Here is a 25,888-nt window from a genome sequence, read left to right on the forward strand (position 1 = left end):
TAGTTATTATTCATTAAGTTTAGGGCATAGGGCATAGGGCATTGTCTATTCTACCTTCCAACCCCATTCCCCAGTCCCCAGTCCCCATTCCCCAGTCCCTAATTCCAAAATTCTCAATATTTTGTTACAGTATTTTGTTACAATGCTTACAGACGAGAACGCTTAAAAACCCACTAGCCATGACCCAAAACCGATCTGAAAAACCCATTGTTATCGCTCCATCTATCCTATCAGCAGATTTTAGTCGTTTAGGTGACGAAATTCGCGCTGTAGATGCAGCTGGAGCGGATTGGATTCACGTTGATGTAATGGACGGTCGTTTCGTACCTAATATTACGATAGGCCCTCTGGTAGTGGAGGCGATTCGTCCAGTTACCAAAAAACCTCTCGATGTTCACTTGATGATTGTTGAACCAGAGAAGTATGTAGAAGGTTTCGCTAAAGCAGGTGCAGATATTATTTCTGTACATTGTGAGCATAACGCTTCTCCCCACCTGCACCGCACCCTCGGACAAATCAAAGAACTCGGTAAGCAAGCTGGAGTCGTACTCAACCCTGGTACTCCTTTAGAACTAATTGAATATGTTCTAGAACTGTGCGACTTAATCTTAATTATGAGCGTTAACCCGGGTTTTGGTGGTCAAAGTTTTATTCCTGAAGTTGTACCCAAAATCCGCAAGCTGCGTCAAATGTGTGATGAGCGCGGTTTAGATCCTTGGATTGAAGTAGATGGTGGACTAAAAGCTAATAATACTTGGCAAGTTTTAGAAGCGGGAGCAAATGCAATTGTAGCTGGTTCTGCTGTATTCAATGCTAAGGATTACGCTGAAGCAATTACCAATATTCGTAACAGCAAACGTCCTACACCAGAATTAGCAAAGGTTTAATTCCGTCGCTAATTAGTATTAACTAAAAATAATAAAAAATTAGGGTGGGAAATTTCCTACCCTAATTTTTTTAGAGGTTTGTAGTAAGGACTTTAGTCCTAAAAGAATGACTAAAGTCCTTACTACGAACTTGGATATTATTTGCGGCTACTCAACCACTTAGCTGCTGCTATACCGATAATTCCTGCAACTACGGGATTGCTGAGGAATTTGATAATTCCTGGCTGTTCAGCTAACACTTCCCGGAAAATATCAGGGTGGTTGTGATAGGCGAAAGATGCAAGCCGACTGACATCATCAGCATTCATGCGGCTGGCGTGGTGTGTCGAAAGGCCTAATTGCTGTTCTAGGTGACGTTCGTCTAAACCCCTTTGCTTCAAATGTTTAAAAAAGGCACGTGCAACATCATCGCGTTCATTCGGTTTGATTTGCGCGATCGCTTTTTGTAAATCGGGTTCTAATTGACTTGGGGGAATCCGTTCTGGTTGTAAGGAACGATTGAATAAATTACGACGTTGATCTGGTGTTGTCCGTTGAGCAAAATCATCGAAGGTTTCGTATTGAGTCCCAACGTCACTACTTACATCATCTAGAGATTCAATATTTCCTCCAGCCAAATCCCTCATGATTTGCCTTCTGTATTCTTCACTACTGGTCACTTTTCTCATCTCCTTCTAGTTTAGAAGTTTGTAGCCATTGAATATTGAATACAAACTCTATTAGGTATACTGAATCTGATTCGTTGCAGTATCGTATTTCGCGGTTACAATTAGCTTTTTATCAGGGCCGTAAATTAGCACAGTTAAATCTCGGTCTGGAAAATTATTCCGAAAACCTTTGGCTAAAGACTTCGCTAAAGGTTTCACCTCATTAGGACGTACTTGAGGAGAAATCACAACCCCTAGTTTGTTGTTATCTCGTACATAAGCATCTTGAATTAAACCTCTAGATGTTTGTACAACCCAATTACCAAAACTTTGCCCTACGGGGGTATTACCTCTTTCTAATTGGGAATAAGTTACGTCTCTACCAATTGCTGGTGGTGAGGTAACACGGTCACTTTGCGTTACTGTTCCACCACCGCAAGCAGTAGTCAGCATTAACAGGAAAACCAAAACACAAGTCGCCAAAATTTTGCGACTCTGCTGTAGCAGAATCATATTTTTTCCTCCTCATTAAAATATTTTTAAATATATAAAATTGAATTAAATATCGATTTAGAAAAATTAAAAACCAATGTTAATTAATCAATGTTTTTCTCAATAAATTATATCTTCTTAATAAATTTAGGAATGTAGAGATACGATATACATATCTCCACACTGACAATTCTTTAACTAACTAAAGACAATTAGAACTAATCAAGCTTTTTTTTCAAGTTATCTTTGGCATCTTCAACACCATGACGCACTTGACTTTCAGCTTGCTTGGCTTTTCCTTCTGCTTGATCTTGAGGATCGCCAGTTACATTTCCTAGTGCTTCTTGGGCTTTACCTTCAATATTTTTAGCTGTAGCTTTTGCTCTTTCCTCTAAACTCATTTTGCACTCCTAAATTGATAAAAAATATGTTGTAAAACAATCAATTAAGCTTTGAACTTAATTTGACTATCACACTGTACAATTTAACTTTATAATTTTTCCCTAACTTCCCCCACAGGGTATATTATTGACCTATGCACAAAGATATAAGAGTAATTCAAAATTGACAATTTAAAGTAACCACCTATTTTCGTGTGGGATTTCTACCCACCAATTTTTTGCAGATATAAACTATCATAGATAGCCTACTCAAGTCCTAATTTATCTGCGTCTATCTGCGTGCATCTGCGTTTAATTATTTGGAGATTGATGTTAAAATCTATCTCAAACTATATATTAGGGATACTAAAATCATTAATATAAACATAAATCAAAACCCAGCTACTGTGATTAAGCAACTGGGTGAATCATGGATTTATTAAAGTAGATTTTTCGCTGTTCTAATCTAGAAAACCCATTAGATTCTCAGAATCATCAATATTGTTGGAAGCAACTGGACGATTACCCATAACAGAATAGTTACTAGAAATAACTAGCGCACTAGAAGAAATAGGACGAATACCTGACAAGTTAATACTGTCAACAACTTGAATTGTATTAGCGGCAATGGGACGAACACCCATCACATTCATTGTTTCCACAACTTGCAAATGACTAACACCAATTGGACGCGAACCGGCACTAGAAAATGTTTGAGACACTTCTAAATCGCTACTAGTAATAGGACGTTCTCCTGCAACTGCTAACTTTCCTACCACTTCTTGTTTATTTGATTTTTCTATCTGCACTGGTAAATTATCACCTTTTTCGACGGGTTCTTGATTTAAGCTATGACCTTGGTTATTTTCAACTTCCACTGTTGTTTCTCCTTTAAGTTTGGCACGTCTTTGCCGAGGGCTGACCGTTTTGCCATTACTGCTGATGGTCATAACTAGACACCTCTGGTTGCTTAACTTGACTTTACAATATTTAAGGAAAGCTTAAAATATTTCCTATAGAACAGAGTTTAACCCTAAATAACGTTGCATAGATATAAGTATCTTCAAAACTGATACATAAGTAAATTTAAACTGCGAACTTTTGTAAAATAAGATTGCTGAATTGAAAGGGGATTGGGGATTGGGGATTGAACTCAAAGCAAAATACCAGCATAGGGACAAGAATAACCCTTGTTTCCCCTACACCCCTATACCCTTACACCCCTACACCCCTACACCCCTACACCCCTATACCCCTACACCCCTACACCCCTACACCCCTACACCTCTACACCTCTAGATCCCATCCCTAACGCTACTATAAAATAGGCTGTTTTTTAGTACAAATGTATGACAGAATTTGGTCTGCAAGCTCCCTTTAGTCCGACTGGCGACCAACCGCAAGCGATCGCTCAGTTAGTTGCTAGCATAGAAGCTAATCACCGTTATCAAACGTTACTCGGTGCGACGGGAACGGGTAAAACATTTTCCATAGCAGCCGTTATTGAGAAGGTGGGTAAGCCGACTTTAGTTTTGGCGCACAATAAAACCCTAGCGGCACAACTTTGTAATGAGTTGCGGGATTTCTTCCCAAACAATGCTGTAGAATATTTTGTTAGCTACTACGACTACTACCAGCCAGAAGCTTATATTCCTGTTACCGATACATATATTGAGAAAACGGCAGCGATTAATGATGAAATAGATATGCTGCGTCACTCAGCCACGCGATCGCTATTTGAACGGCGTGATGTGATTGTTGTAGCATCAATTAGCTGTATCTATGGTTTAGGTATCCCTTCAGAATATCTCAAGGCTGCCATCCCCTTAAAAGTGGGAATGGAAGTAAATCAACGGGAAATTCTCCGCGATTTAACTTCTGTGCAGTATAGTCGCAACGATGTCGAAATGGGACGGGGACGTTTCCGTGTCCGGGGTGATGTGTTAGAAATCGGCCCCGCCTACGAAGATAGAATTATTCGGGTAGAATTTTTTGGTGATGAAATTGACGCAATTCGCTACATTGACCCCGTAACAGGGGAAATTTTGCATAGTTTATCAGGTGTCAATATTTACCCTGCACGTCACTTTGTCACCCCAGAAGAACGTTTAGAAATCGCCTGTGAAGATATTGCCGCCGAATTAAAACAACGCAAATCTCAACTCGAAGAAACAGGTAAATTAGTAGAAGCGCAACGCATAGACCAACGCACACGCTACGACTTAGAAATGTTGCGGGAAGTTGGTTATTGCAACGGCGTAGAAAACTATTCTCGCCACTTAGCAGGGAGACAAGCCGGAGAGCCGCCAGAATGTTTAATTGATTATTTTCCCAAAGATTGGCTATTAGTAATTGATGAATCTCACGTTACTGTCCCCCAAATTCGAGGGATGTATAACGGCGACCAAGCCAGAAAAAAAGTTTTAATTGAACACGGATTTAGATTACCGAGTGCGGCTGATAATCGTCCTTTAAAAGCTGAGGAATTTTGGACGAAAGTTAATCAATGTATTTTTGTTTCTGCTACTCCTGGGAATTGGGAATTAGAAATTTCTGAGGATAGAATTGTCGAGCAAGTAATTCGACCGACTGGGGTAATTGACCCAGAAATTTTTGTCCGTCCCACCGAAGGACAAATTGATGATTTATTAGGAGAAATTCAAGACAGAGTAGACCGCCATGAACGGGTATTGATTACCACTTTAACTAAACGCATGGCGGAAGATTTAACGGAATATTTGCAAGACCATAGTATTAGAGTGCGTTATTTACACTCAGAAATTAATTCCATTGAGCGCATTGAGATTTTACAAGATTTGCGTGAGGGTAACTTTGATGTTTTGGTGGGTGTGAACTTACTACGGGAAGGTTTAGACTTACCAGAAGTTTCTTTAGTGGCAATTATGGATGCTGATAAAGAAGGGTTTTTACGTGCTGAACGTTCTTTAATTCAAACTATCGGCAGAGCGGCGCGTCACATCCGGGGACAAGCGATTTTGTATGCCGATAATTTAACAGATAGTATGATTAAAGCCATTGAAGAAACTGATAGAAGGCGCGGTATTCAAATGGCATATAATCGGATGCACGGCATTACACCGCAACCGATTGTGAAAAAATCTAGTAATGCAATTTTGTCTTTTTTAGATATTTCGAGAAAATTGAATGCAGGAGATTTAAAAGCTGTCGAGGAAAACATCGGTGAATTGCCATTAGAGCAGATTCCTGAATTGATTACTCAACTAGAAACCCAGATGAAAGAAGCAGCGAAAAAATTAGAATTTGAAGATGCGGCAAAATTGCGCGATCGCATCAAGCAACTACGGGATAAAATGCTAGGACATTAATATCAATTCAAAATACCCTACACTAAGGCTTGCACCTACAATAAATTTTGTATGTGAATCCTATACATCAATACGGTTTAGTTAAGGCTAAAAATTAAATCTGGCGTAGGTTGGGTTGAGGAACGAAACCCAACACTATCAAGACTTTGTTGGGTTTCGCTATCGCTCAACCCAACCTACCTTTGCTGTTAACTAGGTTATATTCAGCGCAATTTTGTTATTTCAAAATTTAAGATAGCTGAAGGTTGCACTTTACACAAAGTTTAAAAGCGAGATGCAATATTTCCTTGTTTGTAACGAGGTTGTAACAAGATTTCTTAGCTTAAGTTTAATTAGTCTAAAACGTGTAATTAAATTAACAAACAAGGAGTTTGAATGCTAAGTATCTTGCAAAGTGCAAAAACCTTTATCTCTACCCTATTGGTTACTTTATTTTTTGTAACAAGTACCTTAACAATTTTGCCATCTTCAGCGTTAGCACAAGGAAATTTAGTGGAAGGAAGTCTTATCAAAGGAGATGGAGATATAGTAGTTTTCAAATGCGAATCAGACTGCGGAAATATATGGACATTTGCTGCGGGTCTTGTTTCTGGTAGTGCAGTCACACTTATGGCTTCAGGTGATACTGCAACACTAACGGCAGTTGCAGCAACAATTGGACACGCAGCTGTAGCAACAGTCGCTCCATTGGCTACAGTAGCAACAACATTTACAGCAGCAGCACCAGTATTAGTTCCAGTCGCAGCTACAGCAGCAGGAGGCTATGGTGCTTATCAGCTATGGAAATGGGTAAGGAATGATAATACTAAAGTTCCCCAAAGCTAACACCACTTATATCTAGTTCTTATGCCTCCGATAGCATTATGTTATGGGAGGTTTAAATATACAAGGTGGGGTTGACGCAAGGAAACCCAGAACCAATATTATACGGTGCGTTACGCGTTGTTTGAACGCACCCTACAAATGCGTCAAGTTGGGACAGTTTATTTTTTGATTTTCTCTTACTAATCTTGAACCCTAAATAGTATTACTGAGGATTTTGTTAGTTTTAGTGTATTAAATTAAGTATATAGTTTAAGTCTTTCCTAAATAGTAAATCGAAGAAGTGTTATGTTACAAGTATTGCAAGCTGCTAAAAAAATAATTTTGCCGTCCTTAATAATGCTACTCACATTGAGTAGCAGCATGATGATTTTACCGAATCCTGCTTGGGCGAGTCAGACTGGTCAAGTTCAATCAAATATTGTCGAAGTAATCATAGGATTTTTAGGTATTATTATCGGTTTCTTTTTGGGAATATTTTCTCAACAGTAAGGGCTTATACAAAATTTGGCTTAAAATCCTATCCTTAAGTAGCGGTAATTCATCAATTACCGCTACTTTTGTAAAGTTATGCGTAAGTATTGATCAAGGTAACTTAACTTCAGATAAATGCGCGATCGCCTGACATTTACTGTACCGTAATAACCCTATAGTTGCTTGATTTTTGATTCATTACTAGTGGTTATTAGTCCAGTAATCACACTAGTTTATATTTCTGTAGTGTAAAATATATAATCCTTTATAGGTATTGACATCTTTAAATTTGCAATTATTCATATTGCAAAATTTCACAAAACGTTATAAATTATTAATTTGTAGGGGAAAAATAATCTTGAAAAATAGATCCTAACTAAGTAAAGATCACTAGAGTTCATGGAGACTTCACTTCATACAACCCTTAAACAGTTAGAGAGATATGTTTTTGTTTGGTAAAGCAAAGCTCCACACACACAAAAGAGAGTTGGTTAAGCTAAAAATATATCTGGGATGACTGTGATTTATTAATCATTTTATTGCTTGGGTATGTTCACAGCTAATTGTAGATAACCACAAGCATAATTGATTAAACGTGCATTAATTCACCATCAACTATTATACGCACTATAAGCAGCTTGAGATATTCAGCTTAAGCTGCTTATCTTGGGTAATTTTGCCATAGTAAAACCTGCTCTCTGTTATGCTATTTAAGAGTAAAAATCCTCACGAGAGAAAGCGCATCTACCAAAAATTTACACCCACAACGGAGTTAGTCTGGCGATGCAGAAAATAGACGAATTACTAACAGATGAAACTATAGAAAATTCAGCCTGGGCAGCCCTGGAGAAATCTATAATATATTATCAAGGTCGTCCTGTTGGCACAGTAGCAGCTTATGATGTTTCTGTGGAAGCACTCAATTACGACCAATGTTTTATTCGGGATTTCGTATCCTCAGCCTTGATTTTTCTGATTAAAGGTAGAACTGATATTGTTCGCAACTTTTTAGAAGAAACTTTAAAATTACAGCCGAAAGAAAGGCAATTAGATGCCTATAAGCCTGGTAGGGGTTTGATACCAGCCAGTTTTAAAGTAGTATCAGATAATGGTGAAGAATATTTAGAAGCAGATTTTGGTGAACACGCGATCGCTAGAGTCACACCAGTAGATTCTTGTTTATGGTGGATCATTTTATTACACTCTTATGTAGTCGCAACCAAAGATTTTTCTTTAGCCTATCAGCCTGAATTTCAAACAGGTATTAGGTTAATTATGGAAATCTGTCTGGCTAATCGTTTTGATATGTATCCAACGCTATTAGTTCCAGATGGTGCTTGCATGATTGACCGTCGTTTGGGTATTTATGGTCATCCTCTAGAACTGCAAGTTTTATTTTACTCCGCTTTGCGTGCAGCACGGGAGATGTTAATTTGTAAAGGTAATCAAGATGTGGTAGAAGCAATTGATAATCGCCTACCGCTTTTGTGCGCCCATATTCGCCAACATTATTGGATTGATATTAATCGTCTCAACGCTATTTATCGCTTCAAAAGTGAAGAATATGGTAAAACAGCAGTCAATCTTTTTAATATCTATGTAGACTCGATTCCTTATTATGAATTAGATAAATGGCTACCCAAAAAAGGTGGTTATTTAGCAGGTAATGTTGGCCCATCACAGTTAGATACCCGCTTCTTTGCTTTAGGTAATTTGATGGCTGTCATTTCTGACTTAGCTACGGAAGAACAAGCTCAAGGAATTATGTCTTTAATTGAAGAAAGATGGGAAGATTTAGTGGGAGATATGCCCATGAAAATCTGTTATCCAGCTTTAGAAAATGAAGAGTACAGAATTGTCACAGGATGCGATCCTAAAAATATTCCTTGGTCATATCATAATGCGGGTAGCTGGCCTGTTTTGATGTGGATGTTAACAGCAGCAGCAATCAAAACTAATAAACCATATTTGGCAACTAAAGCGATTGAAATTGCCCAAACAAGATTGTTGGAAGACGAATGGCCAGAATATTATGATGGCAAAAAAGGCAGATTAATTGGTAAGCAATCTCGAAAATATCAAACCTGGACAATTGCTGGTTTATTATTAGCGAAAGAACTAATTAAAGATCAATCTTATTTATCTTTAGTGAGTTTTGATAAATTGCCATCTGAATTAGTTTCACGAGCCTGTGAATTTGAAATTGGTAGTGTAGATCCATATATGTCTCTCTAGTTGTTTAAATTTTCAGTATTTTCAGATTTGATACCAATTTCTATGGAAGCTTGAGCTAGGGACTTCCAAGGTAAAAGCAGGGGAGAAAAATTACCTTAAATTAGTGTAGGTGTAATTAATTACATCTACACTAATTTATGAAAAGAATGAAACAGATGCGTAGGTTGGGTTGTAGCTTGCTTCCACGGAGTGGTACGAAGTGAAACCCAACAATCACAAGACTTTGAGGTGTTGGGTTACTCTTCCCTCCGGGACGCTACGCGAACGAGAAGGCTGCGCTTACGTTCCTCAACCCAACCTACATTTGCATCATATTTTTTGTGAAATGGTATAAAGCTTTGGAAGGTACGTTACGCTGTCACTAACACACCCTACTGCCGTGTCTAGCCTTAAATGTTGGAAAAAAATTGTAGGTTGGGTTGACGTAAGGAAACCCAACACCAATATTTATGTTCAGTTTCCCAGTTCATGTTGGGTTTCACTGCCTTCAACCCAACCTACATCTAATGCACTATTTTAGTCTAGACGCGCCACTACGCATCTACTAACTTGATGGGCTTTCTGGCAATAATAGTTCGATGGCGGGGGTCACTAGGAACTGTTATCGGTTCTAGAAAACCTACTTTTTGCAGTGTTGACTCAATATCGAAGCTGTAGTATTGGTCACTCCAAGGCTCAGTGCTTTTCATGAGGGTGAACAAAACAGGGGGTAGATTTTGGATCACAGGCGATCGCGGGTTATTATCTACTAAGGCAATATAACCACCTGGTCTGAGTACCCTGATAGCCTCGGCAAAAATTTCTTGACTGGCATAACTTGGGAGTTCATGGGTGAGGAACTGGAGAGTTACCAAATCAAAGGAGTTATCTGGTAAACCTGTGTTTTCTGCCCTAGCATGAATCCACTCGGCTATCTCACTATTAACATCCCTAGTTCTGGCTACAGCTAGCATATAAGGGGATAAATCCAAACCCACTGTCCGAACTGGATATCTTTCCCGACTTTGATAATAACGGTGTAGAGCCAAAGTAGACACACCTACAGAACAACCAATATCTAAAATATCCTTGACTGGCTGAGGGGCGTATGTCTCTAAGGCATCATGAAAAGTACCTCTGAGTCTAGCATGGGCATCTTCCCAAGTCAGATTTTCTTGTGGCCATACCCGCAACGCCATCGCATAGGTAGCTGATTCCGTTTCAAAGGCAGCTTGCCAACACAAATTACCCTCAGAGTAAGCATGAAAAGGAACTTTGTAATAATCGGGATAAACAACATGGGGGTTAGTCACTGCTGCTAACAGTTGTTCTTCTACCGATGCTTGGAGTGCCTCATAATTTTTACGCCAGGGAATGCCATTTTTTTCAGCTGTTTTGATGAGGACTTGTCTGGCTTGGTGTTTCATCACACCGTAAATGGGTTTAGTCTGAATTAATAAATTCACGAAATTGGAGAGTAAACTTTCACCAGCCCAGTCTGGTTTGCTCTTGTTGTTCATCAGCGTAGATGTCATGAGGCGATAATAGCAACTGCCTATATTGTAGAGTTACTCAAGCATAAAGTGATCTCTATATATATGAGAGCGATCGCACTTGAGAACTTATGATACAGATGCTTAGGCGATCGCTTCAGATAACTTAACTTACATTTTCATCCTGTTGACAATCAAAAACCACAACAAAATCAGCATCAGGGATAAGTTGACGCAAACTCCGCAAGTAAACCTCTGCATGAGAACGACTGTGGAAGCTAGCAACAGTTATCCGTTGCATATTAGGTAGTAAACGCGCAATCACCCAAGAATTGAGGAATCCTCTGTTAACAATCTTCAGATGTTTTAATCGAGAATCTTGATAGTTGATATTATGATTCATGATTCAGTTTTGATATAAATTGTCACAGCGCGATTTTGTTTTATAAACATCGCACCTGATTTTTCCTAATTGGGGGATTTTGCTTATACACTGAATATGTAATTTAAACCTCACACTATTTCTATGAAGCCGCAGCAAGACTACACCACCACAATTCGTCCCGGCGATCATGGCACATATACTAATACCCATCTACCATCAATATGTAATTGTCATACCTGGGGAAGAACACCAGATCAAGCCCGTGGTGAACTTATCTACGTTGTAGAAGTGGTGCAACCAGAGTACGAAGGACAAGAACGTTCTCTATTTGAAAACGTTGAATCATTTTTTGTAGAAGAAGAGCGTCATCAACTACGATAACTACTTTCATCTTGCTTTCACTTGTAAAAGTGTAGAGCATCTCATATTTTGTAGCTTCAGATACATCAAATGTAGAAGCAGGCGATAATCATTTTGGCATCAGGAATTAAATGAGCGATCGCATCTACCTAAATCAGCCATTATTTCATAATTTCTTAAGCTCTTGCCATGAGTTCTCTACTTAGTTTATTCTTGGCAAGAGCTTATCTAAATAAACTCATGGATGCGATTTCTCTGCAAAAAAATTAAATTTTGCATCCCATTACCAACTTTCTCATCAGTATTAACCAAACCAGTGAGATGGTTCACCACTAATTTCAACAGATTCGGACAAGTGATGGCTAATCCAAGCGGACTTTTCTTGAAAAATAGCGTAAATACCTTGGTGAATCAAATTTTGTAGATGTAGTTGCTGTTCTAAAGCACTGCGAGGTAATTTTTGATGAACTGGAGTGTCTTGATCACAACTTGGCGTTACTAGTTGTTCTTGAGATAAGGGATTATAAAAGCGGGGGATTCGGTTCAGGACAAAAGCAATTAACTCTTCTCGTAAATCAGGAATTGCAAAGGCTTGTTGATAAGGATGATATGAGTATGTATCTAAAACATTTTCAATCTCTCCTAAGACTGATTCCTGTGTTAAATTAACTACTGTTTTCATAGCTTTTTAACTCCTTTTTTATATTTTCATCCAGGCAATATATACAGACAATCAACGATCTCAATGGCTAACTTTTACTGTTATCCACTAAGCTTCCAAACCTAAACGAACTTTTTATTTGAGTAGAATACCACGTACCTGGATCTACTAGCTTTTAAAGCATTGGCTAATTTTGACAGCATAATTACTGAGCAAAATTCTGATTTACTTAAGTAAGTTACTGATGTTTCTCATTTATATTTTAATTTTTTCAAGTTTATGGGATTTTGATCAAAATCTACATAAAACTAATTACAAGTAACTTGGGATCAATTAAAAAGCAAGACAAAACCATTAACAAGTATGAACTAAGATGTAAAGTATAGACCTTGCCATTGTTAACATTCTTTATCTAATTTCACGATTAATGTCTAGATATAAGCTTGGCATAATCATCTATATATTTTGTCAAATATGATTACTATACTTAAAGAAAATTAGCAAGTTACAGCAATGAGGCTGACTATATAGAGTAACCAGTCTAACGATAGATGTCACAATTAAATAAAACCTTGAAAAAAGTTCATATTTGGTAGGATTAAGTTTTCTAAATTCTGGTTAATTTCCTCAGCCGCAGCCAATCCAGACAGCATTGCACCTTCTGCCAAATTGCCACCACACCAATCTCCACAACAGACTAAAGGCAAAATAGTTTCAGCTTTCAGAACCTTTTCTGGGCAAGGAGTACTAGGAAACGCATAACGCCAGCGATGTACCTGCATCCATTCAGGAGTATTTAGCCAAGGAAGTTGTAACATTGTGGCAGCATACTCTAACATCTGTTGTCCTGTAGGATGTAAATCTGCTGACTCTAGATGCTGTTGGGCAAAACTGGAACTACTTTGCACCACAAATACAGGTTGTGAAGATTGAGAACGCTTGCTACTATCGAAACCAATCCATCCCAAAATAGGACTATCAAGAAATTTGATAGCTTTCCAGTCTGGTAGCGGTTGTGATGTAGGAGCATACCCACTCATGACACTGATACAAGGATGAAAGTCTACAGCACTCAAATTTTGCAAAAATTCCTGCTCCAAAATACTGCCACCCAATGGTGCTAGTAACATCACAGCTTGGGGTGCGGGAATAGCAATGACTAAAGCTTGAGCAGTCAATGGTTCATGGCTAGATTCCACAGTAATCTGCCAATGCTGTTGATTAATCAGATTAATAGATGTTACACGTTGATTAAGTAAGATATTTAAATCTTGAGCTAGAAATTTAGCGATCGCACTCATTCCCATAGGTGCAACATAGTGAGGAGTCAGATTTTCCGGTGCAGATAAACCAGTATGGGTACTGAACTTGTAAACTTTATCTGTCCAGACTTCTAAGATATGGCGATCGCATAATAAATTTACGAGACTAGTAAATAATTCACCTTGGGGATGAAGATAACAAGCACCATGATCTACCCTAGTTTCATATAACCGACGTGTAGCAAGTCTTCCTCCCAAACCACGCGACTTATCCACAACCAACACCGAATATCCGGCTCGACTTAGGTATTGAGCGCACATTAAACCCGCCATACCCGCACCAATCACTACAACATCTCTCACCTTACTTTGCTCCAAATTTAAAGTTTAAAATAGAACTTACGCAACTGGCTGATTTTTATTGCCGTTGTGTGACGCTGCAAAAGTATTTAAACGTAGTCATCAGACTTATAGCGTCATGCACCAACTATTGATTGTGGTACTTGCGTCAGTCCTGTAAAAAATTCAAAATATTGAAAGATCACTACAGAAGATTAAACTTGTAGATACTATTACAGCATAAAACAACACACCAAGATTAATAGTGTGTTGCAGTAAAAAAGAATATTATCTGAGATTGATCAATTACACCAATTTAATTTGCAAGTTAGTACATCATTTTGAAATTAATTTGATAAAATTGGTATAATTACTCAAGCTTTAGTGGAAGCTAAGGTCAAATAAAGAACCACCATGAGCAGTAGGCAGAGAATATGCTATTTGATCAAGTTGAACTTGAGAAGCATCGCCTTCTAAACTCTTGAAGAATGTACCTCTATGCTCAGGAGTTAAAAGCAGTTTTGCGGAATTATATCCAGTCGAAAGCGAAGAGATAAATACTTCTACATATCCCCGCACTTCAAAGTTTGCCCTCGCTAACAATTCTTCTTTGAGAATATTTGGTTGCAGTAGAAACAAACCAGTATCACCAGGTTTAATAGTTCTTGTGAATCTGATTTTATTAGGGGCAAAATCAGGTTCAAGTTCACCCAACATATTAGTTTCATCTACATCTAAGAAAGCAACAAGCTCCTTAATATTCACAGGAGGGTTAGAAACGATTGTGAATACAAGAGACAAAGTTACTTCAAAGGCATTGATATTACTCAAAGTTAAAAAATAACCTTGAATCACAGTGCGGCTGAGTTTTTCAATATTAACCTGTACACCAGGTGGTACTGGTACTGGTAGACTTCCTAGCCTGGGAAATTGTGGTTTTACAAGCAGTTCAAAAGTAGAAACGAGCATAAATTTACCTCGATTAAGATAGAAGTTAGATCAACACTCAAGTGTGTTGCATCACTGTTTAGGGTTGGATATGGTGATTAACCGTGAACCCTAGTCATCTATCAGATTGAGGTAGAAGATTTATGCAAGAGGTGAGAGAATTATTTATGAGCTAAGAGCCAGATAAAATCATGAAAATCCACGATATTATACAAGCTTTGTCAAATTTAAGTGTAAGCGATCGCCTCATGATAGCTGAGTCAGCTTTAAAACTTGTGCTTCAGGAACAAAAATCACTAACTCAAGATGAGAAAAAACAGCAATTAGCACTAGCCGCAATCGCAGCTATTTCAGACTATGCGCCAAATGGTGAATTAAATGTTTTTGGTGATTTAGAAGGAGAAGATTTCTACGATTATGGCGATGAAGACTTAAATCATTCAGATGCTTATGTATAGAGGTGAAGTCTGGCTAGTAAATTTAGATCCAACGGTAGGGACAGAAATTAGTAAAAAGCGTCCTTGTATTATAGTAAATGATGATGCTATTGGGATTTTACCTTTGAAGGTGATTGTCCCTATTACAGACTGGAAAGAAAGATATGCAGTCAGACCTTGGATGGTGCGACTGGAATCAACTACAACTAATGGTTTAGCTAAAGTTTCAGGTGTAGATACTTTTCAAATTCGCTCAGTCTCACAAACAAGATTAGTGAGAAAGTTATGACAACTATCTGATTCTGAAATGCAACTGATTTCTCAAGCTTTGGCTGTAGTTTTAAATCTTTCGCACTTAACAAATTAGCCTCCGAACCTATCGCCTCCTGGCGGATGGTGTTGTTAGCGTAGCTTACCGGAGGTATGGCTTTTAAACGCAAAGGAACGCTAAGGTTAACGCAGAGGTACGCAGAGTATTTGCGATATCAAATTTTAGCAGCGATCGCTCTCCCAATGCTATGGAAATATTCATTAGTTGCGCCGAAAGCTACCGGATGTTTAGCTATCACAAATACAGTTTGACTATTTCTGGAGATCAAGAAACCTTCTGGTGTTGATTTAAACTCAACATCTGTTATTTGTTCAGTTATTTTCCTCCAATAGTATAGGAATCCGACTTGATTATTGAAATTATTTGCGTAGGTAGCGAACAGGGAACAGGGTTGGGAGAATAGGAAAAGAAGTAACAAAGATGTACTGAGTTTTTTTCAGAAATCAAATATGATTCCTATAGTCACTGATATTTGAGTCTCTGACTAGTCTACGGATAATGTTAAATTTTAACTTATTTTGGGTAATCTAATAATAACAACAACCAAAATCAACAATTTTTAAATGAGAGAATTAATTGCTGAGAATAGAAAACCTAGAGCATGGTTACTACTAAGTTTTGGTGAAAGCAGACAACATGCTGGCAATCTTGGGTATGATGATGAAATTTCTAGAATGTATCATTATGACAGCTTTGTACCAAATTGTCGTCAATTATCTGAAGGTGATCTAGTTTTATTACAGGATAAAGAGAAACTTCTTGGAATTGCTAGAATAGAAGTAATAAGAAACTATCAAGCAACAAAATCTTTATTAAGATGCAATTCATGTAATACTACAAAAATAAAAGAACGTATAAAGAAGAAACCTCGTTTTTATTGCTATATGTGTAGACATGAATTTGACACACCTACTATTGAATATAAACCTTGTGAAAAATTTATTGCCGATTTTGGAAATACATTTATCAAAGTCGAGGAAGCAATAGAAATTGAGAAGCTAAGACAAGCTTGTCCAAAATATAACAGGCAGCTTTCAATGCAGTTAATAGATTTAAATCAAATTGAAGCAATATTATTGAAAAAATATCCTATGGCAGCCAACTTGCTTAATAAGAATAATATTTTTAACTATATAAAAGCGGATGATGCTGACGATAATGTAAGTATATCTGAGTATGTTATTACAGACAAAGATAGTCGAGAAGCTGTATTTCGGACAATCAAGGAACGTCGTGGACAATCCAAATTTAGAAATCGGTTACGTAAACGATATGGTGATAAATGTATGATTACTGGTATTAAATTACTGGATGTTTTAGAAGCTGCTCATATATCACCATATCGTGGTGAAGATGATAATCATCCAGATAATGGACTTTTATTGCGTGCAGATTTACATACTTTATTTGATCTAAATTTACTGGGAATTGAGCCAGAATCTCTAGAAGTGAAGCTTCATCCAAAAGTTTTGGAAAATGGGTATCAAAAGTTAGATGGTAGAAAACTTATATGTTCTAAATATCAACCAAGTAAGTCAGCACTAGAGTCGAGATGGCAGGAATTTTTGAACCGTCTTAATGAAGACGCTTGAACTATTTGCGTCTTTGTGCGAAACAATCTTAAAAAAACTTGCCTCAGAAGCATCACACCCCCAAGGCAAGTAAATTATCTAAATTATTGTTAGTTTCCTAAAGTTGCTTCACTTCCGAAACTAACTTTGACACCATATCTTTCGCACTACCAAATAACATTGTGGTTTTATCTTTGTAGAACAACTCATTATCTACCCCAGCAAAACCGGCACTCATCCCACGCTTAATCACAATGGTATGTTTTGCCCTATCTACCTCTAAAATCGGCATCCCATAAATAGGACTATTGGTATCACTACGCGCCGCCGGGTTAACTACATCATTTGCCCCAATTACCAAAGCGACATCCGCTTGTTCAAACTGAGGGTTAATATCTTCCATGTCATACAACTGGGTGTACGGCACATTTGCTTCAGCTAACAACACATTCATGTGTCCCGGCATTCTTCCAGCAACGGGGTGAATGGCATATTTTACATCAACACCGAGGCGTTCTAGTTGATCTGCCAATTCTCTCACACTATGCTGTGCTTGAGCTACAGCCATCCCATAACCAGGAACAATCACCACAGAACGAGCATAACCCAACATCATCGCCCCTTCTTCGGGATCAATACTGTGGACAGTGTGATCTGTTGTACCACTAGCACCACCAGCAACCACCGCAGAACCACCAGAACCAAAGGCACTGAACAGCACATTAAACAGGGAACGGTTCATGGCTTTACACATGATTTCCGTGAGGATAATACCGGAAGCCCCTACCAATGCACCGGCGATGATTAACATATTGTTCATCACCACAAAACCAGCCGCCGCCGCCGCTAAACCTGATAAGGAGTTTAACAACGAAATTACAACGGGCATATCGCCGCCACCAATGGGGATGACGAACATTACACCCAAAACTAAGGAAACTGCAACAACTCCCAAGAATACAGGTAAGCTATCTGGTGTGATGATTAAGTAGGCACTACCAGCTATATAAGTAGCTAACAGTAACAGGTTAAATGGTTGCTGGAAGGAAAAGGTAATTGGCGAACCGCTAATTAATCCTTGCAATTTGGCGAAGGCGAGAAAACTACCTGTGAAGGTGACACCACCAATTAACACATCCAACAACATGGAGATGTTGACATCTAGGGGTATAGTTGCACCAGCATCTAATAACCGCCAGAACTCAGCCACAGCCACTAATGCCGAAGCTGAACCACCCAAACCGTTGAGTAAACCCACCATTTGGGGCATTTCTGTCATCTGGACTTTGTAGGCTGCGATCGCACCAATGGCTGCACCAATCGCCAAACCTACCAAAATCATCTCATAATTCAATACGTGCTGGTCTAGCATTGTAGCAACAATAGCCAGTAGCATCCCCACCGCCGCAATGACATTACCATTACGTGCAGTAGCAGGAGAACCCAGTTTTTTCAAACCCAGAATAAACAAAGAAGCAGCGACTAAATACGTCAGCTGAATCCCGGTTGGTATAAAGTCGCTCACGCTTTAACCTCCTTTTTTTTGAACATTTGTAACATTCTGTCAGTCACCAAAAACCCACCCACAACGTTGACAGTTGCGAGTACCACGGCAATTAAACCGAGAATTACAGATAGATTAGTATTTCTCTCTCCGGCTGCTACTATCGCCCCAATTACAGCAATACCCGAAATGGCGTTTGAACCTGACATTAGGGGTGTGTGTAAAGTTGGTGGGATTTTATTGATAACTTCAAAACCGATGAAAGATGCCAACACAAATACAAACAAAGCCGCAATTAATGCCTCTGTCATTGAAAACTCCTGATTTTTTGAGGGGTATAGGGGTGTGGGGGTGTGGGGGTGTAGGGGTGTAGGGGAAGACAAGGGAGACAAGGGAGACAGTAAATCATATCCAATGCCCAATGCCCAATGCCCCATGCCCAATTCCCAATTCCCATTACCTAAGTACCGCATCTTGTAGCGCATCTTTGACACGCTGATTGCGAATTTCCCCAGCGTGGGTGATGCAGGCTGCATCGATGATGTCGTCAGCAAAGTCTATGTTTAATGCTTTGTCTTTAATTAGCAGTTGCAATAATGATGTCAAGTTCTTGGCATACAACTGGCTGGCGTGGACTGGCATGGATGAAGGTAGATTAATCGGCCCAATGATGGTTACACCATTCCAAACGATATCTTTACCGGGTTCAGTACAAGCACAGTTACCACCTTGTTCGGCGGCTAAATCTACAACTACTGAACCTGGCTTCATCTGTGCCACCATTTCAGATGTGACTAACAGAGGGGCTTTTTTCCCAGGAACTTGGGCGGTTGTAATCACAACGTCCGCATTTTTAATGTGTTCGGCGACAACTTCTTGGGTACGTTGTTTGCTAGCTTCAGATATTTCTTTGGCGTAACCACCGGCGGCGGTTGTTTCTTCTTCTAGCTGCACTTCCACGAATTTCGCGCCTAAACTTTGCACTTCTTCTTTGACGGCTGGACGAATATCAAAGGCTTCTACTACTGCGCCCAAACGTCTGGCGGTGGCGATCGCTTGCAATCCTGCTACCCCAGCCCCCATAATAAATACTTTTGCTGGGGCAATTGTGCCGGCGGCTGTTGTTAGCATGGGGAAATATTTCGGTAATGCGGCAGCAGCAATTAATACTGATTTATAACCCGCCAAGGACGCTTGGGAAGACAAAGCATCCATACTTTGCGCCCTGGTAGTACGGGGGATCAATTCCATACTCAAAGCGGAGATTTTGCGATTAGCTAGTTGCTGGGCTATTGCAGGGTTGCCCAAAGGATTCAGGAAACTAATTAATACAGTTCCTTCCCGCATTAACTCCACTTCCGAACGCCCATCTTCTCGTTCTTGTGGTGGGCTTACTTTCAGTAAAATATCTGTTTGTCCCCATAATTGGTCACAATTATGAATAATTTGCGCTCCTGCTGCTTCATAGGCAGCATCACTATAAAATGATCTTTCTCCTGCCCCTGCTTCTACCCAAATTTCCCATCCTTGTTTAACTAATTTGGCAACGGTGTCAGGATTTAATGCTACACGCCGTTCACAAACTTCTATTTCTTTAGCAACTGCTATTTTCATGAAATCTCCTGGAGATAAATACCTAATCTCTGCACAATCAGCCACTGTTGACATTAGCTATGTCATCAACTCATAACTACTGCTTTAAAGCATGAGTCATAGCTTTTTGTTTTAGATACAACCTTGAACTTTCCGTTTATTCTTGCTTTCAGACAGGCCAAGCTTTAGTTCGATTTGTAGAAGTCTTACTTTTTCTGATAGCTACCGATTATTTTACTTACTGCAAATCTTAATTTTAATACTCTATTTTCTATCTATGTCTTTAGTTTTTTTTAGGGATCTAAAATTTTTATTTATAGTTTTATTACATCTGGTAATATTCCAGTAATTTTTGGATTTTTTAGCTTAAGAGTTCCCTAATAGTTACTTAATGATTTATTGATGAGATGTCAGCTTAGTTTTCACTATCATTCCCAACTTAACAGGCGATCGCTAATTACATGACTCAATTTTTATAACAAAAAACCTAAATTACGATACACTTATACATATTTAGCAACAAAGTCAAATTTCAACAGTCTTGATGAGGACTTATGCAACTGGCATATTTTTGATGTAGGATGTGTGACGCTGCGAAAGTATGTGAACGTAGTCATGAGACTTATAGCGTCACCCATCAACGATCAATTGTCACTCTTGTGTAAGTCCTGTTGATATCAGACTGTAACTAGGGAAAGAGTAGTAAAATCTAACACCAATAGATCACATACTTTTCCCAGTCCCCAATCCCTGATAGGCACTTTTAATCACTACATCTCGTCACTTGTTACCAAACTAATAGTAAAGTTTAGTTACGAAAATTCCATTTTGGTGTAGGAGTTACACAAATTATGCGACGTTTACTTTCCGTTTTAGCTTTAACTGGTTGTGTGCTGACTAGCATACCAGCTATGGTCTTGGCACAAGGGGGTCAAGGATTTGTCTTATTTAGCGGCGTTAAACGAGAATACCAACTCCCCTTTCGGTTAGACTTTGGCGGACAGACCAATAATAGAGATAGATACAGATTTAGGATTCCTGCTCAAACGATGAAATTGGCAGCTGCTCAATTTGCTGTCACCTATCCTGACTACTACAAAGGCACTTTTGACCCTAAAAACATCGAAGTCAGAGTCAAAGGCAAGAAAGTACCTTTATCTGAAGTCAAATGGAATAGAGAAAGCCGTTTAATTGAAATTTTCCCAGAAGAACCAGTACCAGCAGGTAACCAAGTAGAGTTAGTATTTTCCAACGTGATCAATCCTGCCTTTGGTGGTACATTTTATTTCAACTGCCAGGTTCTCTCACCAGGGGATGTACCCTTACTGCGCTACCTTGGCTCTTGGATTGTGACGATTAGTTAAGTTAGTTAAAAGTCAACAGTCAACCATTACCCTCGACTATTGACTATTAACAATGATATATTTTTAGATTGTGACTTTTTATAAAAATCGTCTAAAAGGAGCATACTATGCAGAGAACCCTAGGTGGGACTAACCGCAAGAGAAAAAGAACCTCTGGCTTTCGTGCCAGAATGCAGACACCGACTGGCAGAAACGTGATTAGAGCTAGAAGAAAGAGAGGACGGCATCGTCTGAGCGTCTAGGGTATTTTCAGCGAAAAGAACAAATGTGGCTTTGCCCAAAGCAAATCGACTAAAATCCCGCCAAGATTTTCAGGCAGTTTTCCGGGAAGGAATCCGGCGATATAGTTCTCATTTAACCTTGAGAGCTTTAAAACCCTTATCTACCCAAGAATCTTCTTGGGATACTGCCCCTCAAAGTGAAAATTTGGCCAGTACAAAAATTGGCATTTCAGTCAGCACCAAAGTCAGTAAAAAAGCTGTGGTGCGTAACCGAATTAAACGTCAGATTAGCGCAGCCTTGCAGCAATTATTGCCAAAAATAGCACCCGGATGGAAATTGGTGTTAATTGTGAAACCAAAAGCAGCAGAATCTGAGTGCGGAAGCCAACAATTTCTGCAAGAATTAGAGCAGTTGTTGGCACAAACTGAGGTATTAAATGGGCATTCGTGAAGAAATTTATTATGAAGGCGGCCCCCACATTGGGGATTTGATTTTAAATATCCTGATTGGCTTTACTGTTGTGGGTATACCACTGACAGTTGGTGCTATTGTCAGAGCCTTGTGGTTACGTTACCGCATCACCGATCGCAGAATATCTGTGATGGGTGGTTGGATGGGACGCGATCGCTCTGACGTAATTTACTCAGAAATTGTCAAAATTGTCAAAGTTCCCCGTGGCCTTGGAATTTGGGGAGATATGGTAGTCACTTTAAGAAATGGTAGTCGTTTAGAAATGCGGGCAATTCCCAAATTCCGCGAAGTTTATGACTACATCAATGAAAAAGTTGCTGCCAAAAATCCTCAATATACAGCTAAGTAGGGAATAGTGTTAGGGAATAGTGTGGGGAGAGATTTTCTCAGTCAACAGTCAACGAAATTCTTAATTGGGAATTTTCAATTGATTGCTCCCTACTCCCGACTCCCCCTTTTTTAGATAAATTAGATTCAGTTCAGTTTACAGTAACTCAGGTTAAATTCAGAATAATGGATTTTGGTATCGGGTTTCTCTCAAACAACGTCATGCTGCCAATCATAGACTTGTTCTACAGCATTGTACCTAGCTATGGATTGGCGATCGTTGCCTTGACATTGATAATCCGCTTCGCGCTCTACCCCCTGAGTGCTGGTTCAATTCGCAGTATGCGGCGGATGCGAATTGTACAACCTCTGATGCAAAAGCGCATGGCGGAAGTTAAAGAACGTTACAAAGATGACCCGCAAAAGCAACAGGAAGAAATGATGAACGTGCAGAAGGAATTTGGCAACCCCTTGGCGGGATGTTTGCCACTTCTGTTACAAATGCCAGTCCTGTTGGCGTTGTTTGCCACCTTGCGGGGTTCGCCCTTTGCTGGAGTTAACTATTCTGTTAACCTGCAAATCTTTCCCTCAGAACAAATCGAACGCATTCAACCCCAAGCCTTTGCGACTCCTCCTCAGAACATTTACATAGCTGATGGAGAACACGTCAAAGTTACTGCCATTCTCCCTAGCGGTAACAAACTAGCAGTAGGTGAACAAACTAAAATTCAATACCAAACCCTTGAAGGTAAGCCATTCCAGGTATTACTAGCAGAACACCCAGACACCAATTTAGTTCCCGAATGGAAAATTACCAAAGGCGAAGATAGAATCAAAATTGACCCACAAGGCAACATAGAAGCCTTACAGCCAGGAGATGTGACAATTCAGGGAACAATTCCTGGTTTGGCCGCAGACAAAGGATTTCTATTTATTGATGCCTTGGGCAGAGTAGGCGCAATTGACCCAGATGGTACATTGCACTGGGATATTGTGGCAATGATTATCTTTTTTGGAATCAGCCTCTACGTTAGCCAAATACTTTCCGGGCAGAACTCTGGCGGTGGCAACCCACAGCAAGAAACTGTCAACAAAATCACCCCTGTCATTTTCTCTGGAATGTTCCTGTTCTTTCCTTTGCCGGCTGGGGTATTAATGTACATGGTAATTGGTAATATTTTCCAAACCCTGCAAACTTACATCCTCTCTCGTGAACCCTTACCAGAGGAACTACAAAAAATTGTAGAATCTCAGGAAAAACAAGCAGTAGCAGAACAAAAGAAATTACCTTTTGAGCCAAAAAGTTCCAAGAAAAAGACCACAGGTTGATAGATGAGCAATGTTCCCATGCAACGAGGTGAGCAGTGGCTAAAATCACTGCTCGAACTCACTGGGATATCATCTGAGATTAGAGGTAGTGTAGAAACTCCCCATTCTCCAGAAGACGATTCCCCAACAATAGATAGTTACTGGTTGACAATAGACGAAACCAGCTTGACACCAGAGCAAATTCATACCCTCATTGGTGCTGATGGGTCTGTACTAGATGCAATTCAGTATTTAGCTAATTCTACCCTTAACCTCAATCAACCCCACGAAGGACAAGCTTCCTATACTGTGGAATTGAATGGTTATCGAGTCAAAAGACAAGCCGAAATTCAGGCAATAGCCGAAGCAGCTGCGGCGCAAGTGCGTTCCACAGGGCAAGAAGTAGAAATCAAATCTTTAAGTTCAGCCGAACGGCGTTTGGTGCATACCTTCTTCCAAGACATGACTGATGTAGAAACCTTTAGTCGTGGCAAAGAACCCCATCGCCATTTGGTTGTACGTCCCGCCGGAATTGAATTTTAATTAGCTCAACCAATACAGAAGATTCTTTCTAAGAGCTAAACTATATATGGATTGTCAGCAGCATTGCTGATGATCAACATAATTTTTCGTGATGATGTTTCACCAATCCTATGGACGCTATTTTTATTCCGCAGCTCACCAAAGCCCCGGAGCGGACAGAGGAAATTCAAGTTAAAGAATTTCTGCCTGGGCTGGAAACTTTGACACCAGTGCGCGGCCGCGTCTGTGTGCAGCATCATGGCAATTATTTGGATGTGTCAGCTCAGGCAGAAGCTATTATTACTTGTACCTGCAATCGCTGTTTACAACAGTACAATCACCGTTTAGTGGTCAATGCTCAAGAAGTTATTTGGTTAGATGAGGCAGTAAATCAAGAGCAGGACTTGCCTTTAGAAAGGGAAGTAGCTATGGAAGACTTGGTGGAAACCTTGTCACCTAATGGTTATTTTTATCCCAGTGAATGGTTATATGAGCAAATGTGTTTAGCATTGCCCCAGCGTCAGTTGTGTGATTTGAACTGTCCAGGTATTCTGAATACGGCAGGTGAGAATGCAGAGAAACCTATTGATAACCGTTGGGCTGGGTTAGAGGCATTGAAAAAGCAGTTACCCGGATAGTTTTTTGTCAAGACTCGCCCAGAGGCGCAGAAGAAAGCAAGCTAAATTTGCGCTCTCACCCACTTCCTAAATAATCTCAGTGTGGGACTTCTCCCTATTGTTCGGCTTTGTTCATAAAACTCAGAAATTACTTCCACAATGGGCAAATTGAGAAAGGTTAGACTGATTTCTGACTCAATATATTTGCCATCTTGAAGAATGTTTATTTGGAGTCTGCCTTTTTCATATCGCCACAGTTCGGGAACTCCTAATGCTTCATAGGCTGCAAGTTGAGTTTTAGAGGTGACATCAACTTCAATTACTAAATCGGGTGGTGGGTCAACTGTTAAGTCTATGCGCTCTTTACCAATCATCCGACTATAATTTTGAATATAGAAAGAAGCGTCAGGTTCTACACCAAAACTCATATCTTCGCGTTTAAAGGTGGTAGAACCAAAGGATTCACAATCAATCTCTAATTCTTCTAAGAGAATTTTTACCATATCACCAATGATGACTTTGGCTACCTCATGCTTCGGTAATGGCATTCTTATCTGTAAAGTTCCCTGAATGTAAGCCAATCGACTTGCACGATGGTCGCCTAGTTCGGTGAGAATGGCTTCAAATTCTTGCCAGCTAACATTGTGGAGTATTACTCTCTGTCCTGGCGGTACACTTAATTGTTTGAATTGAAGTGTTACTATCACTAGATTGTAAAATTATAGAGATAATTATATCATTTAAATTTAAGAATTTAAATTAATATTTAATTCTTTTTGAAGAAAATTTTGAAATTCTGGAAATCCTGTCTCGCCCCATCTTTTTTTAAATGCTTTTAGTCTGTTAATTTGATATGCTTTTCCGCCTTGGGGAAGATACTCAGCCTCAAAGAATTTTTTAACACTTGGAG

At 39.3% G+C, this 25,888-nt stretch carries 31 protein-coding genes; 18 read left to right on the forward strand and 13 right to left on the reverse strand.

Features of this window, described 5'->3' with window-relative positions:
- Positions 1-179: 179 nt before the first annotated feature.
- The gene (gene rpe / locus ACPZ3T_RS02380; RefSeq protein ID WP_490273396.1) at positions 180-887 is read left to right on the forward strand and encodes a ribulose-phosphate 3-epimerase; all 708 of its coding nucleotides are present in this window, start codon (positions 180-182) and stop codon (positions 885-887) included.
- 137 nt (positions 888-1,024) lie between these two features.
- Here the strand turns inward: rpe and ACPZ3T_RS02385 are convergent, their stop codons facing one another.
- From ACPZ3T_RS02385 to ACPZ3T_RS02400, 4 genes are all read right to left on the reverse strand, one after another.
- On the reverse strand, positions 1,025-1,546 hold the full coding sequence (locus ACPZ3T_RS02385) for a hypothetical protein (RefSeq protein ID WP_490273397.1): 522 nt from the start codon (positions 1,544-1,546) through the stop codon (positions 1,025-1,027).
- Positions 1,547-1,606: 60 nt separating this feature from the next.
- A complete protein-coding gene (locus tag ACPZ3T_RS02390) occupies positions 1,607-2,047 on the reverse strand; it encodes a hypothetical protein (protein WP_490273398.1) in 441 nt (146 codons plus the stop codon).
- A 197-nt stretch (positions 2,048-2,244) separates the two neighbouring features.
- A complete protein-coding gene (locus tag ACPZ3T_RS02395; RefSeq protein WP_490273399.1) occupies positions 2,245-2,427 on the reverse strand; it encodes a CsbD family protein in 183 nt (60 codons plus the stop codon).
- 440 nt (positions 2,428-2,867) lie between these two features.
- The gene (locus tag ACPZ3T_RS02400) at positions 2,868-3,356 is read right to left on the reverse strand and encodes a hypothetical protein (RefSeq protein WP_490273400.1); all 489 of its coding nucleotides are present in this window, start codon (positions 3,354-3,356) and stop codon (positions 2,868-2,870) included.
- 172 nt (positions 3,357-3,528) lie between these two features.
- Here ACPZ3T_RS02400 and ACPZ3T_RS02405 point away from each other — a divergent pair, with 172 nt between their 5' ends.
- From ACPZ3T_RS02405 to ACPZ3T_RS02425, 5 genes are all read left to right on the forward strand, one after another.
- Positions 3,529-3,705 carry a hypothetical protein gene (locus ACPZ3T_RS02405; protein ID WP_490273401.1) on the forward strand — a complete coding sequence of 59 codons (177 nt, stop codon included), beginning with the start codon at positions 3,529-3,531 and terminating at the stop codon, positions 3,703-3,705.
- Between the two features lie 50 nt (positions 3,706-3,755).
- On the forward strand, positions 3,756-5,753 hold the full coding sequence (gene uvrB / locus ACPZ3T_RS02410) for an excinuclease ABC subunit UvrB (RefSeq protein WP_490273402.1): 1,998 nt from the start codon (positions 3,756-3,758) through the stop codon (positions 5,751-5,753).
- Between the two features lie 375 nt (positions 5,754-6,128).
- Positions 6,129-6,578, forward strand: coding sequence for a hypothetical protein (locus tag ACPZ3T_RS02415; protein ID WP_490273403.1), 450 nt, complete (start codon positions 6,129-6,131; stop codon positions 6,576-6,578).
- Between the two features lie 285 nt (positions 6,579-6,863).
- Positions 6,864-7,067, forward strand: coding sequence for a hypothetical protein (locus tag ACPZ3T_RS02420; protein ID WP_490273404.1), 204 nt, complete (start codon positions 6,864-6,866; stop codon positions 7,065-7,067).
- A gap of 765 nt (positions 7,068-7,832) precedes the next feature.
- Complete coding sequence (locus ACPZ3T_RS02425; protein WP_490273405.1) at positions 7,833-9,284, forward strand: glycoside hydrolase 100 family protein; 1,452 nt, start codon at positions 7,833-7,835, stop codon at positions 9,282-9,284.
- 533 nt (positions 9,285-9,817) lie between these two features.
- On the opposite strand, the gene ACPZ3T_RS02430 is transcribed toward ACPZ3T_RS02425, so the two are convergent.
- Both ACPZ3T_RS02430 and ACPZ3T_RS02435 read right to left on the reverse strand, forming a co-directional pair.
- Complete coding sequence (locus ACPZ3T_RS02430; RefSeq protein ID WP_490273406.1) at positions 9,818-10,783, reverse strand: class I SAM-dependent methyltransferase; 966 nt, start codon at positions 10,781-10,783, stop codon at positions 9,818-9,820.
- A gap of 139 nt (positions 10,784-10,922) precedes the next feature.
- The gene (locus tag ACPZ3T_RS02435) at positions 10,923-11,159 is read right to left on the reverse strand and encodes a hypothetical protein (RefSeq protein WP_490273407.1); all 237 of its coding nucleotides are present in this window, start codon (positions 11,157-11,159) and stop codon (positions 10,923-10,925) included.
- Positions 11,160-11,282: 123 nt separating this feature from the next.
- Between ACPZ3T_RS02435 and ACPZ3T_RS02440 the strand changes: the two genes are divergently transcribed.
- Positions 11,283-11,522, forward strand: a complete 240-nt coding sequence (locus ACPZ3T_RS02440) for a hypothetical protein (RefSeq protein ID WP_490273408.1) — start codon at positions 11,283-11,285, stop codon at positions 11,520-11,522.
- A gap of 283 nt (positions 11,523-11,805) precedes the next feature.
- On the opposite strand, the gene ACPZ3T_RS02445 is transcribed toward ACPZ3T_RS02440, so the two are convergent.
- The 3 genes from ACPZ3T_RS02445 to ACPZ3T_RS02455 form a co-directional block, all read right to left on the reverse strand.
- Positions 11,806-12,183, reverse strand: a complete 378-nt coding sequence (locus ACPZ3T_RS02445) for a hypothetical protein (protein WP_490273409.1) — start codon at positions 12,181-12,183, stop codon at positions 11,806-11,808.
- A gap of 539 nt (positions 12,184-12,722) precedes the next feature.
- Positions 12,723-13,787, reverse strand: a complete 1,065-nt coding sequence (locus ACPZ3T_RS02450; protein WP_490273410.1) for an NAD(P)/FAD-dependent oxidoreductase — start codon at positions 13,785-13,787, stop codon at positions 12,723-12,725.
- Between the two features lie 357 nt (positions 13,788-14,144).
- A complete protein-coding gene (locus ACPZ3T_RS02455; protein WP_490273411.1) occupies positions 14,145-14,732 on the reverse strand; it encodes a hypothetical protein in 588 nt (195 codons plus the stop codon).
- A 170-nt stretch (positions 14,733-14,902) separates the two neighbouring features.
- Here ACPZ3T_RS02455 and ACPZ3T_RS02460 point away from each other — a divergent pair, with 170 nt between their 5' ends.
- The 3 genes from ACPZ3T_RS02460 to ACPZ3T_RS02470 all read left to right on the forward strand — a co-directional run bounded on the left by ACPZ3T_RS02460 (position 14,903) and on the right by ACPZ3T_RS02470 (position 17,071).
- Positions 14,903-15,169 carry a hypothetical protein gene (locus tag ACPZ3T_RS02460; protein WP_490273412.1) on the forward strand — a complete coding sequence of 89 codons (267 nt, stop codon included), beginning with the start codon at positions 14,903-14,905 and terminating at the stop codon, positions 15,167-15,169.
- Positions 15,162-15,437: a type II toxin-antitoxin system PemK/MazF family toxin gene (locus ACPZ3T_RS02465; protein WP_490273413.1), complete on the forward strand. Its 276-nt coding sequence runs from the start codon at positions 15,162-15,164 to the stop codon at positions 15,435-15,437. The genes ACPZ3T_RS02460 and ACPZ3T_RS02465 overlap by 8 nt, the downstream gene beginning before the upstream one ends.
- A 605-nt stretch (positions 15,438-16,042) precedes the next feature.
- On the forward strand, positions 16,043-17,071 hold the full coding sequence (locus ACPZ3T_RS02470; protein ID WP_490273414.1) for an HNH endonuclease: 1,029 nt from the start codon (positions 16,043-16,045) through the stop codon (positions 17,069-17,071).
- A gap of 97 nt (positions 17,072-17,168) precedes the next feature.
- Here ACPZ3T_RS02470 and ACPZ3T_RS02475 read toward each other — a convergent pair whose 3' ends face one another.
- Complete coding sequence (locus tag ACPZ3T_RS02475) at positions 17,169-18,575, reverse strand: NAD(P)(+) transhydrogenase (Re/Si-specific) subunit beta (RefSeq protein WP_490273415.1); 1,407 nt, start codon at positions 18,573-18,575, stop codon at positions 17,169-17,171.
- Complete coding sequence (locus tag ACPZ3T_RS02480; protein ID WP_490273416.1) at positions 18,572-18,865, reverse strand: NAD(P) transhydrogenase subunit alpha part 2; 294 nt, start codon at positions 18,863-18,865, stop codon at positions 18,572-18,574. The genes ACPZ3T_RS02475 and ACPZ3T_RS02480 overlap by 4 nt, the downstream gene beginning before the upstream one ends.
- A gap of 40 nt (positions 18,866-18,905) precedes the next feature.
- Here ACPZ3T_RS02480 and ACPZ3T_RS02485 point away from each other — a divergent pair, with 40 nt between their 5' ends.
- Positions 18,906-19,034, forward strand: a complete 129-nt coding sequence (locus ACPZ3T_RS02485) for a histidine kinase (RefSeq protein WP_490273417.1) — start codon at positions 18,906-18,908, stop codon at positions 19,032-19,034.
- Here the strand turns inward: ACPZ3T_RS02485 and ACPZ3T_RS02490 are convergent.
- Positions 19,011-20,168 (reverse strand): Re/Si-specific NAD(P)(+) transhydrogenase subunit alpha, encoded by a 1,158-nt coding sequence (locus tag ACPZ3T_RS02490; protein ID WP_490273418.1) that lies wholly within the window; start codon positions 20,166-20,168, stop codon positions 19,011-19,013. The genes ACPZ3T_RS02485 and ACPZ3T_RS02490 overlap by 24 nt on opposite strands.
- 830 nt (positions 20,169-20,998) lie before the next feature.
- On the opposite strand from ACPZ3T_RS02490, the gene ACPZ3T_RS02495 reads away from it, so the two are divergent.
- The 7 genes from ACPZ3T_RS02495 to ACPZ3T_RS02525 all read left to right on the forward strand — a co-directional run bounded on the left by ACPZ3T_RS02495 (position 20,999) and on the right by ACPZ3T_RS02525 (position 24,999).
- The gene (locus tag ACPZ3T_RS02495) at positions 20,999-21,511 is read left to right on the forward strand and encodes a DUF2808 domain-containing protein (RefSeq protein ID WP_490273419.1); all 513 of its coding nucleotides are present in this window, start codon (positions 20,999-21,001) and stop codon (positions 21,509-21,511) included.
- 107 nt (positions 21,512-21,618) lie between these two features.
- A complete protein-coding gene (gene rpmH / locus ACPZ3T_RS02500; RefSeq protein ID WP_490273420.1) occupies positions 21,619-21,753 on the forward strand; it encodes a 50S ribosomal protein L34 in 135 nt (44 codons plus the stop codon).
- 25 nt (positions 21,754-21,778) lie between these two features.
- Complete coding sequence (gene rnpA, locus ACPZ3T_RS02505) at positions 21,779-22,183, forward strand: ribonuclease P protein component (protein WP_490273421.1); 405 nt, start codon at positions 21,779-21,781, stop codon at positions 22,181-22,183.
- Entirely contained in the window at positions 22,170-22,553 is a 384-nt protein-coding gene (locus tag ACPZ3T_RS02510; RefSeq protein ID WP_490273422.1) for a PH domain-containing protein, read from the forward strand. Before rnpA ends, ACPZ3T_RS02510 begins: the two co-directional genes overlap by 14 nt.
- Before the next feature lie 164 nt (positions 22,554-22,717).
- Positions 22,718-23,860 (forward strand): membrane protein insertase YidC, encoded by a 1,143-nt coding sequence (gene yidC, locus ACPZ3T_RS02515; RefSeq protein ID WP_490273423.1) that lies wholly within the window; start codon positions 22,718-22,720, stop codon positions 23,858-23,860.
- A 3-nt stretch (positions 23,861-23,863) separates the two neighbouring features.
- Positions 23,864-24,382 carry a Jag family protein gene (locus tag ACPZ3T_RS02520; RefSeq protein ID WP_490273424.1) on the forward strand — a complete coding sequence of 173 codons (519 nt, stop codon included), beginning with the start codon at positions 23,864-23,866 and terminating at the stop codon, positions 24,380-24,382.
- A 110-nt stretch (positions 24,383-24,492) separates the two neighbouring features.
- Positions 24,493-24,999 carry a YceD family protein gene (locus ACPZ3T_RS02525; protein ID WP_490273425.1) on the forward strand — a complete coding sequence of 169 codons (507 nt, stop codon included), beginning with the start codon at positions 24,493-24,495 and terminating at the stop codon, positions 24,997-24,999.
- A 41-nt stretch (positions 25,000-25,040) separates the two neighbouring features.
- Here the strand turns inward: ACPZ3T_RS02525 and ACPZ3T_RS02530 are convergent, their stop codons facing one another.
- On the reverse strand, positions 25,041-25,682 hold the full coding sequence (locus tag ACPZ3T_RS02530) for a Uma2 family endonuclease (protein ID WP_490277097.1): 642 nt from the start codon (positions 25,680-25,682) through the stop codon (positions 25,041-25,043).
- Between the last annotated feature and the right edge of the window lie 206 nt (positions 25,683-25,888).

This window comes from Aliinostoc maniaoense, assembly GCF_058172895.1.

Bases quoted from the DNA above. Each gene is read 5' to 3' on its own strand.
- ACPZ3T_RS02455 (WP_490273411.1), bottom strand. From the start codon at position 14,732: ATGCTCGTTTCTACTTTTGAACTGCTTGTAAAACCACAATTTCCCAGG.
- ACPZ3T_RS02425 (WP_490273405.1), top strand. From the start codon at position 7,833: ATGCAGAAAATAGACGAATTACTAACAGATGAAACTATAGAAAATTCA.
- ACPZ3T_RS02490 (WP_490273418.1), bottom strand. From the start codon at position 20,168: ATGAAAATAGCAGTTGCTAAAGAAATAGAAGTTTGTGAACGGCGTGTA.
- rpmH (WP_490273420.1), top strand. From the start codon at position 21,619: ATGCAGAGAACCCTAGGTGGGACTAACCGCAAGAGAAAAAGAACCTCT.
- ACPZ3T_RS02465 (WP_490273413.1), top strand. From the start codon at position 15,162: ATGTATAGAGGTGAAGTCTGGCTAGTAAATTTAGATCCAACGGTAGGG.
- ACPZ3T_RS02480 (WP_490273416.1), bottom strand. From the start codon at position 18,865: ATGACAGAGGCATTAATTGCGGCTTTGTTTGTATTTGTGTTGGCATCT.
- uvrB (WP_490273402.1), top strand. From the start codon at position 3,756: ATGACAGAATTTGGTCTGCAAGCTCCCTTTAGTCCGACTGGCGACCAA.
- ACPZ3T_RS02445 (WP_490273409.1), bottom strand. From the start codon at position 12,183: ATGAAAACAGTAGTTAATTTAACACAGGAATCAGTCTTAGGAGAGATT.
- ACPZ3T_RS02520 (WP_490273424.1), top strand. From the start codon at position 23,864: ATGAGCAATGTTCCCATGCAACGAGGTGAGCAGTGGCTAAAATCACTG.
- ACPZ3T_RS02395 (WP_490273399.1), bottom strand. From the start codon at position 2,427: ATGAGTTTAGAGGAAAGAGCAAAAGCTACAGCTAAAAATATTGAAGGT.
- ACPZ3T_RS02440 (WP_490273408.1), top strand. From the start codon at position 11,283: ATGAAGCCGCAGCAAGACTACACCACCACAATTCGTCCCGGCGATCAT.
- ACPZ3T_RS02460 (WP_490273412.1), top strand. From the start codon at position 14,903: ATGAAAATCCACGATATTATACAAGCTTTGTCAAATTTAAGTGTAAGC.
- ACPZ3T_RS02400 (WP_490273400.1), bottom strand. From the start codon at position 3,356: ATGACCATCAGCAGTAATGGCAAAACGGTCAGCCCTCGGCAAAGACGT.
- ACPZ3T_RS02495 (WP_490273419.1), top strand. From the start codon at position 20,999: ATGCGACGTTTACTTTCCGTTTTAGCTTTAACTGGTTGTGTGCTGACT.
- ACPZ3T_RS02430 (WP_490273406.1), bottom strand. From the start codon at position 10,783: ATGAACAACAAGAGCAAACCAGACTGGGCTGGTGAAAGTTTACTCTCC.
- ACPZ3T_RS02435 (WP_490273407.1), bottom strand. From the start codon at position 11,159: ATGAATCATAATATCAACTATCAAGATTCTCGATTAAAACATCTGAAG.
- yidC (WP_490273423.1), top strand. From the start codon at position 22,718: ATGGATTTTGGTATCGGGTTTCTCTCAAACAACGTCATGCTGCCAATC.
- ACPZ3T_RS02510 (WP_490273422.1), top strand. From the start codon at position 22,170: ATGGGCATTCGTGAAGAAATTTATTATGAAGGCGGCCCCCACATTGGG.
- ACPZ3T_RS02420 (WP_490273404.1), top strand. From the start codon at position 6,864: ATGTTACAAGTATTGCAAGCTGCTAAAAAAATAATTTTGCCGTCCTTA.
- ACPZ3T_RS02470 (WP_490273414.1), top strand. From the start codon at position 16,043: ATGAGAGAATTAATTGCTGAGAATAGAAAACCTAGAGCATGGTTACTA.
- ACPZ3T_RS02390 (WP_490273398.1), bottom strand. From the start codon at position 2,047: ATGATTCTGCTACAGCAGAGTCGCAAAATTTTGGCGACTTGTGTTTTG.
- ACPZ3T_RS02415 (WP_490273403.1), top strand. From the start codon at position 6,129: ATGCTAAGTATCTTGCAAAGTGCAAAAACCTTTATCTCTACCCTATTG.
- ACPZ3T_RS02525 (WP_490273425.1), top strand. From the start codon at position 24,493: ATGGACGCTATTTTTATTCCGCAGCTCACCAAAGCCCCGGAGCGGACA.
- rpe (WP_490273396.1), top strand. From the start codon at position 180: ATGACCCAAAACCGATCTGAAAAACCCATTGTTATCGCTCCATCTATC.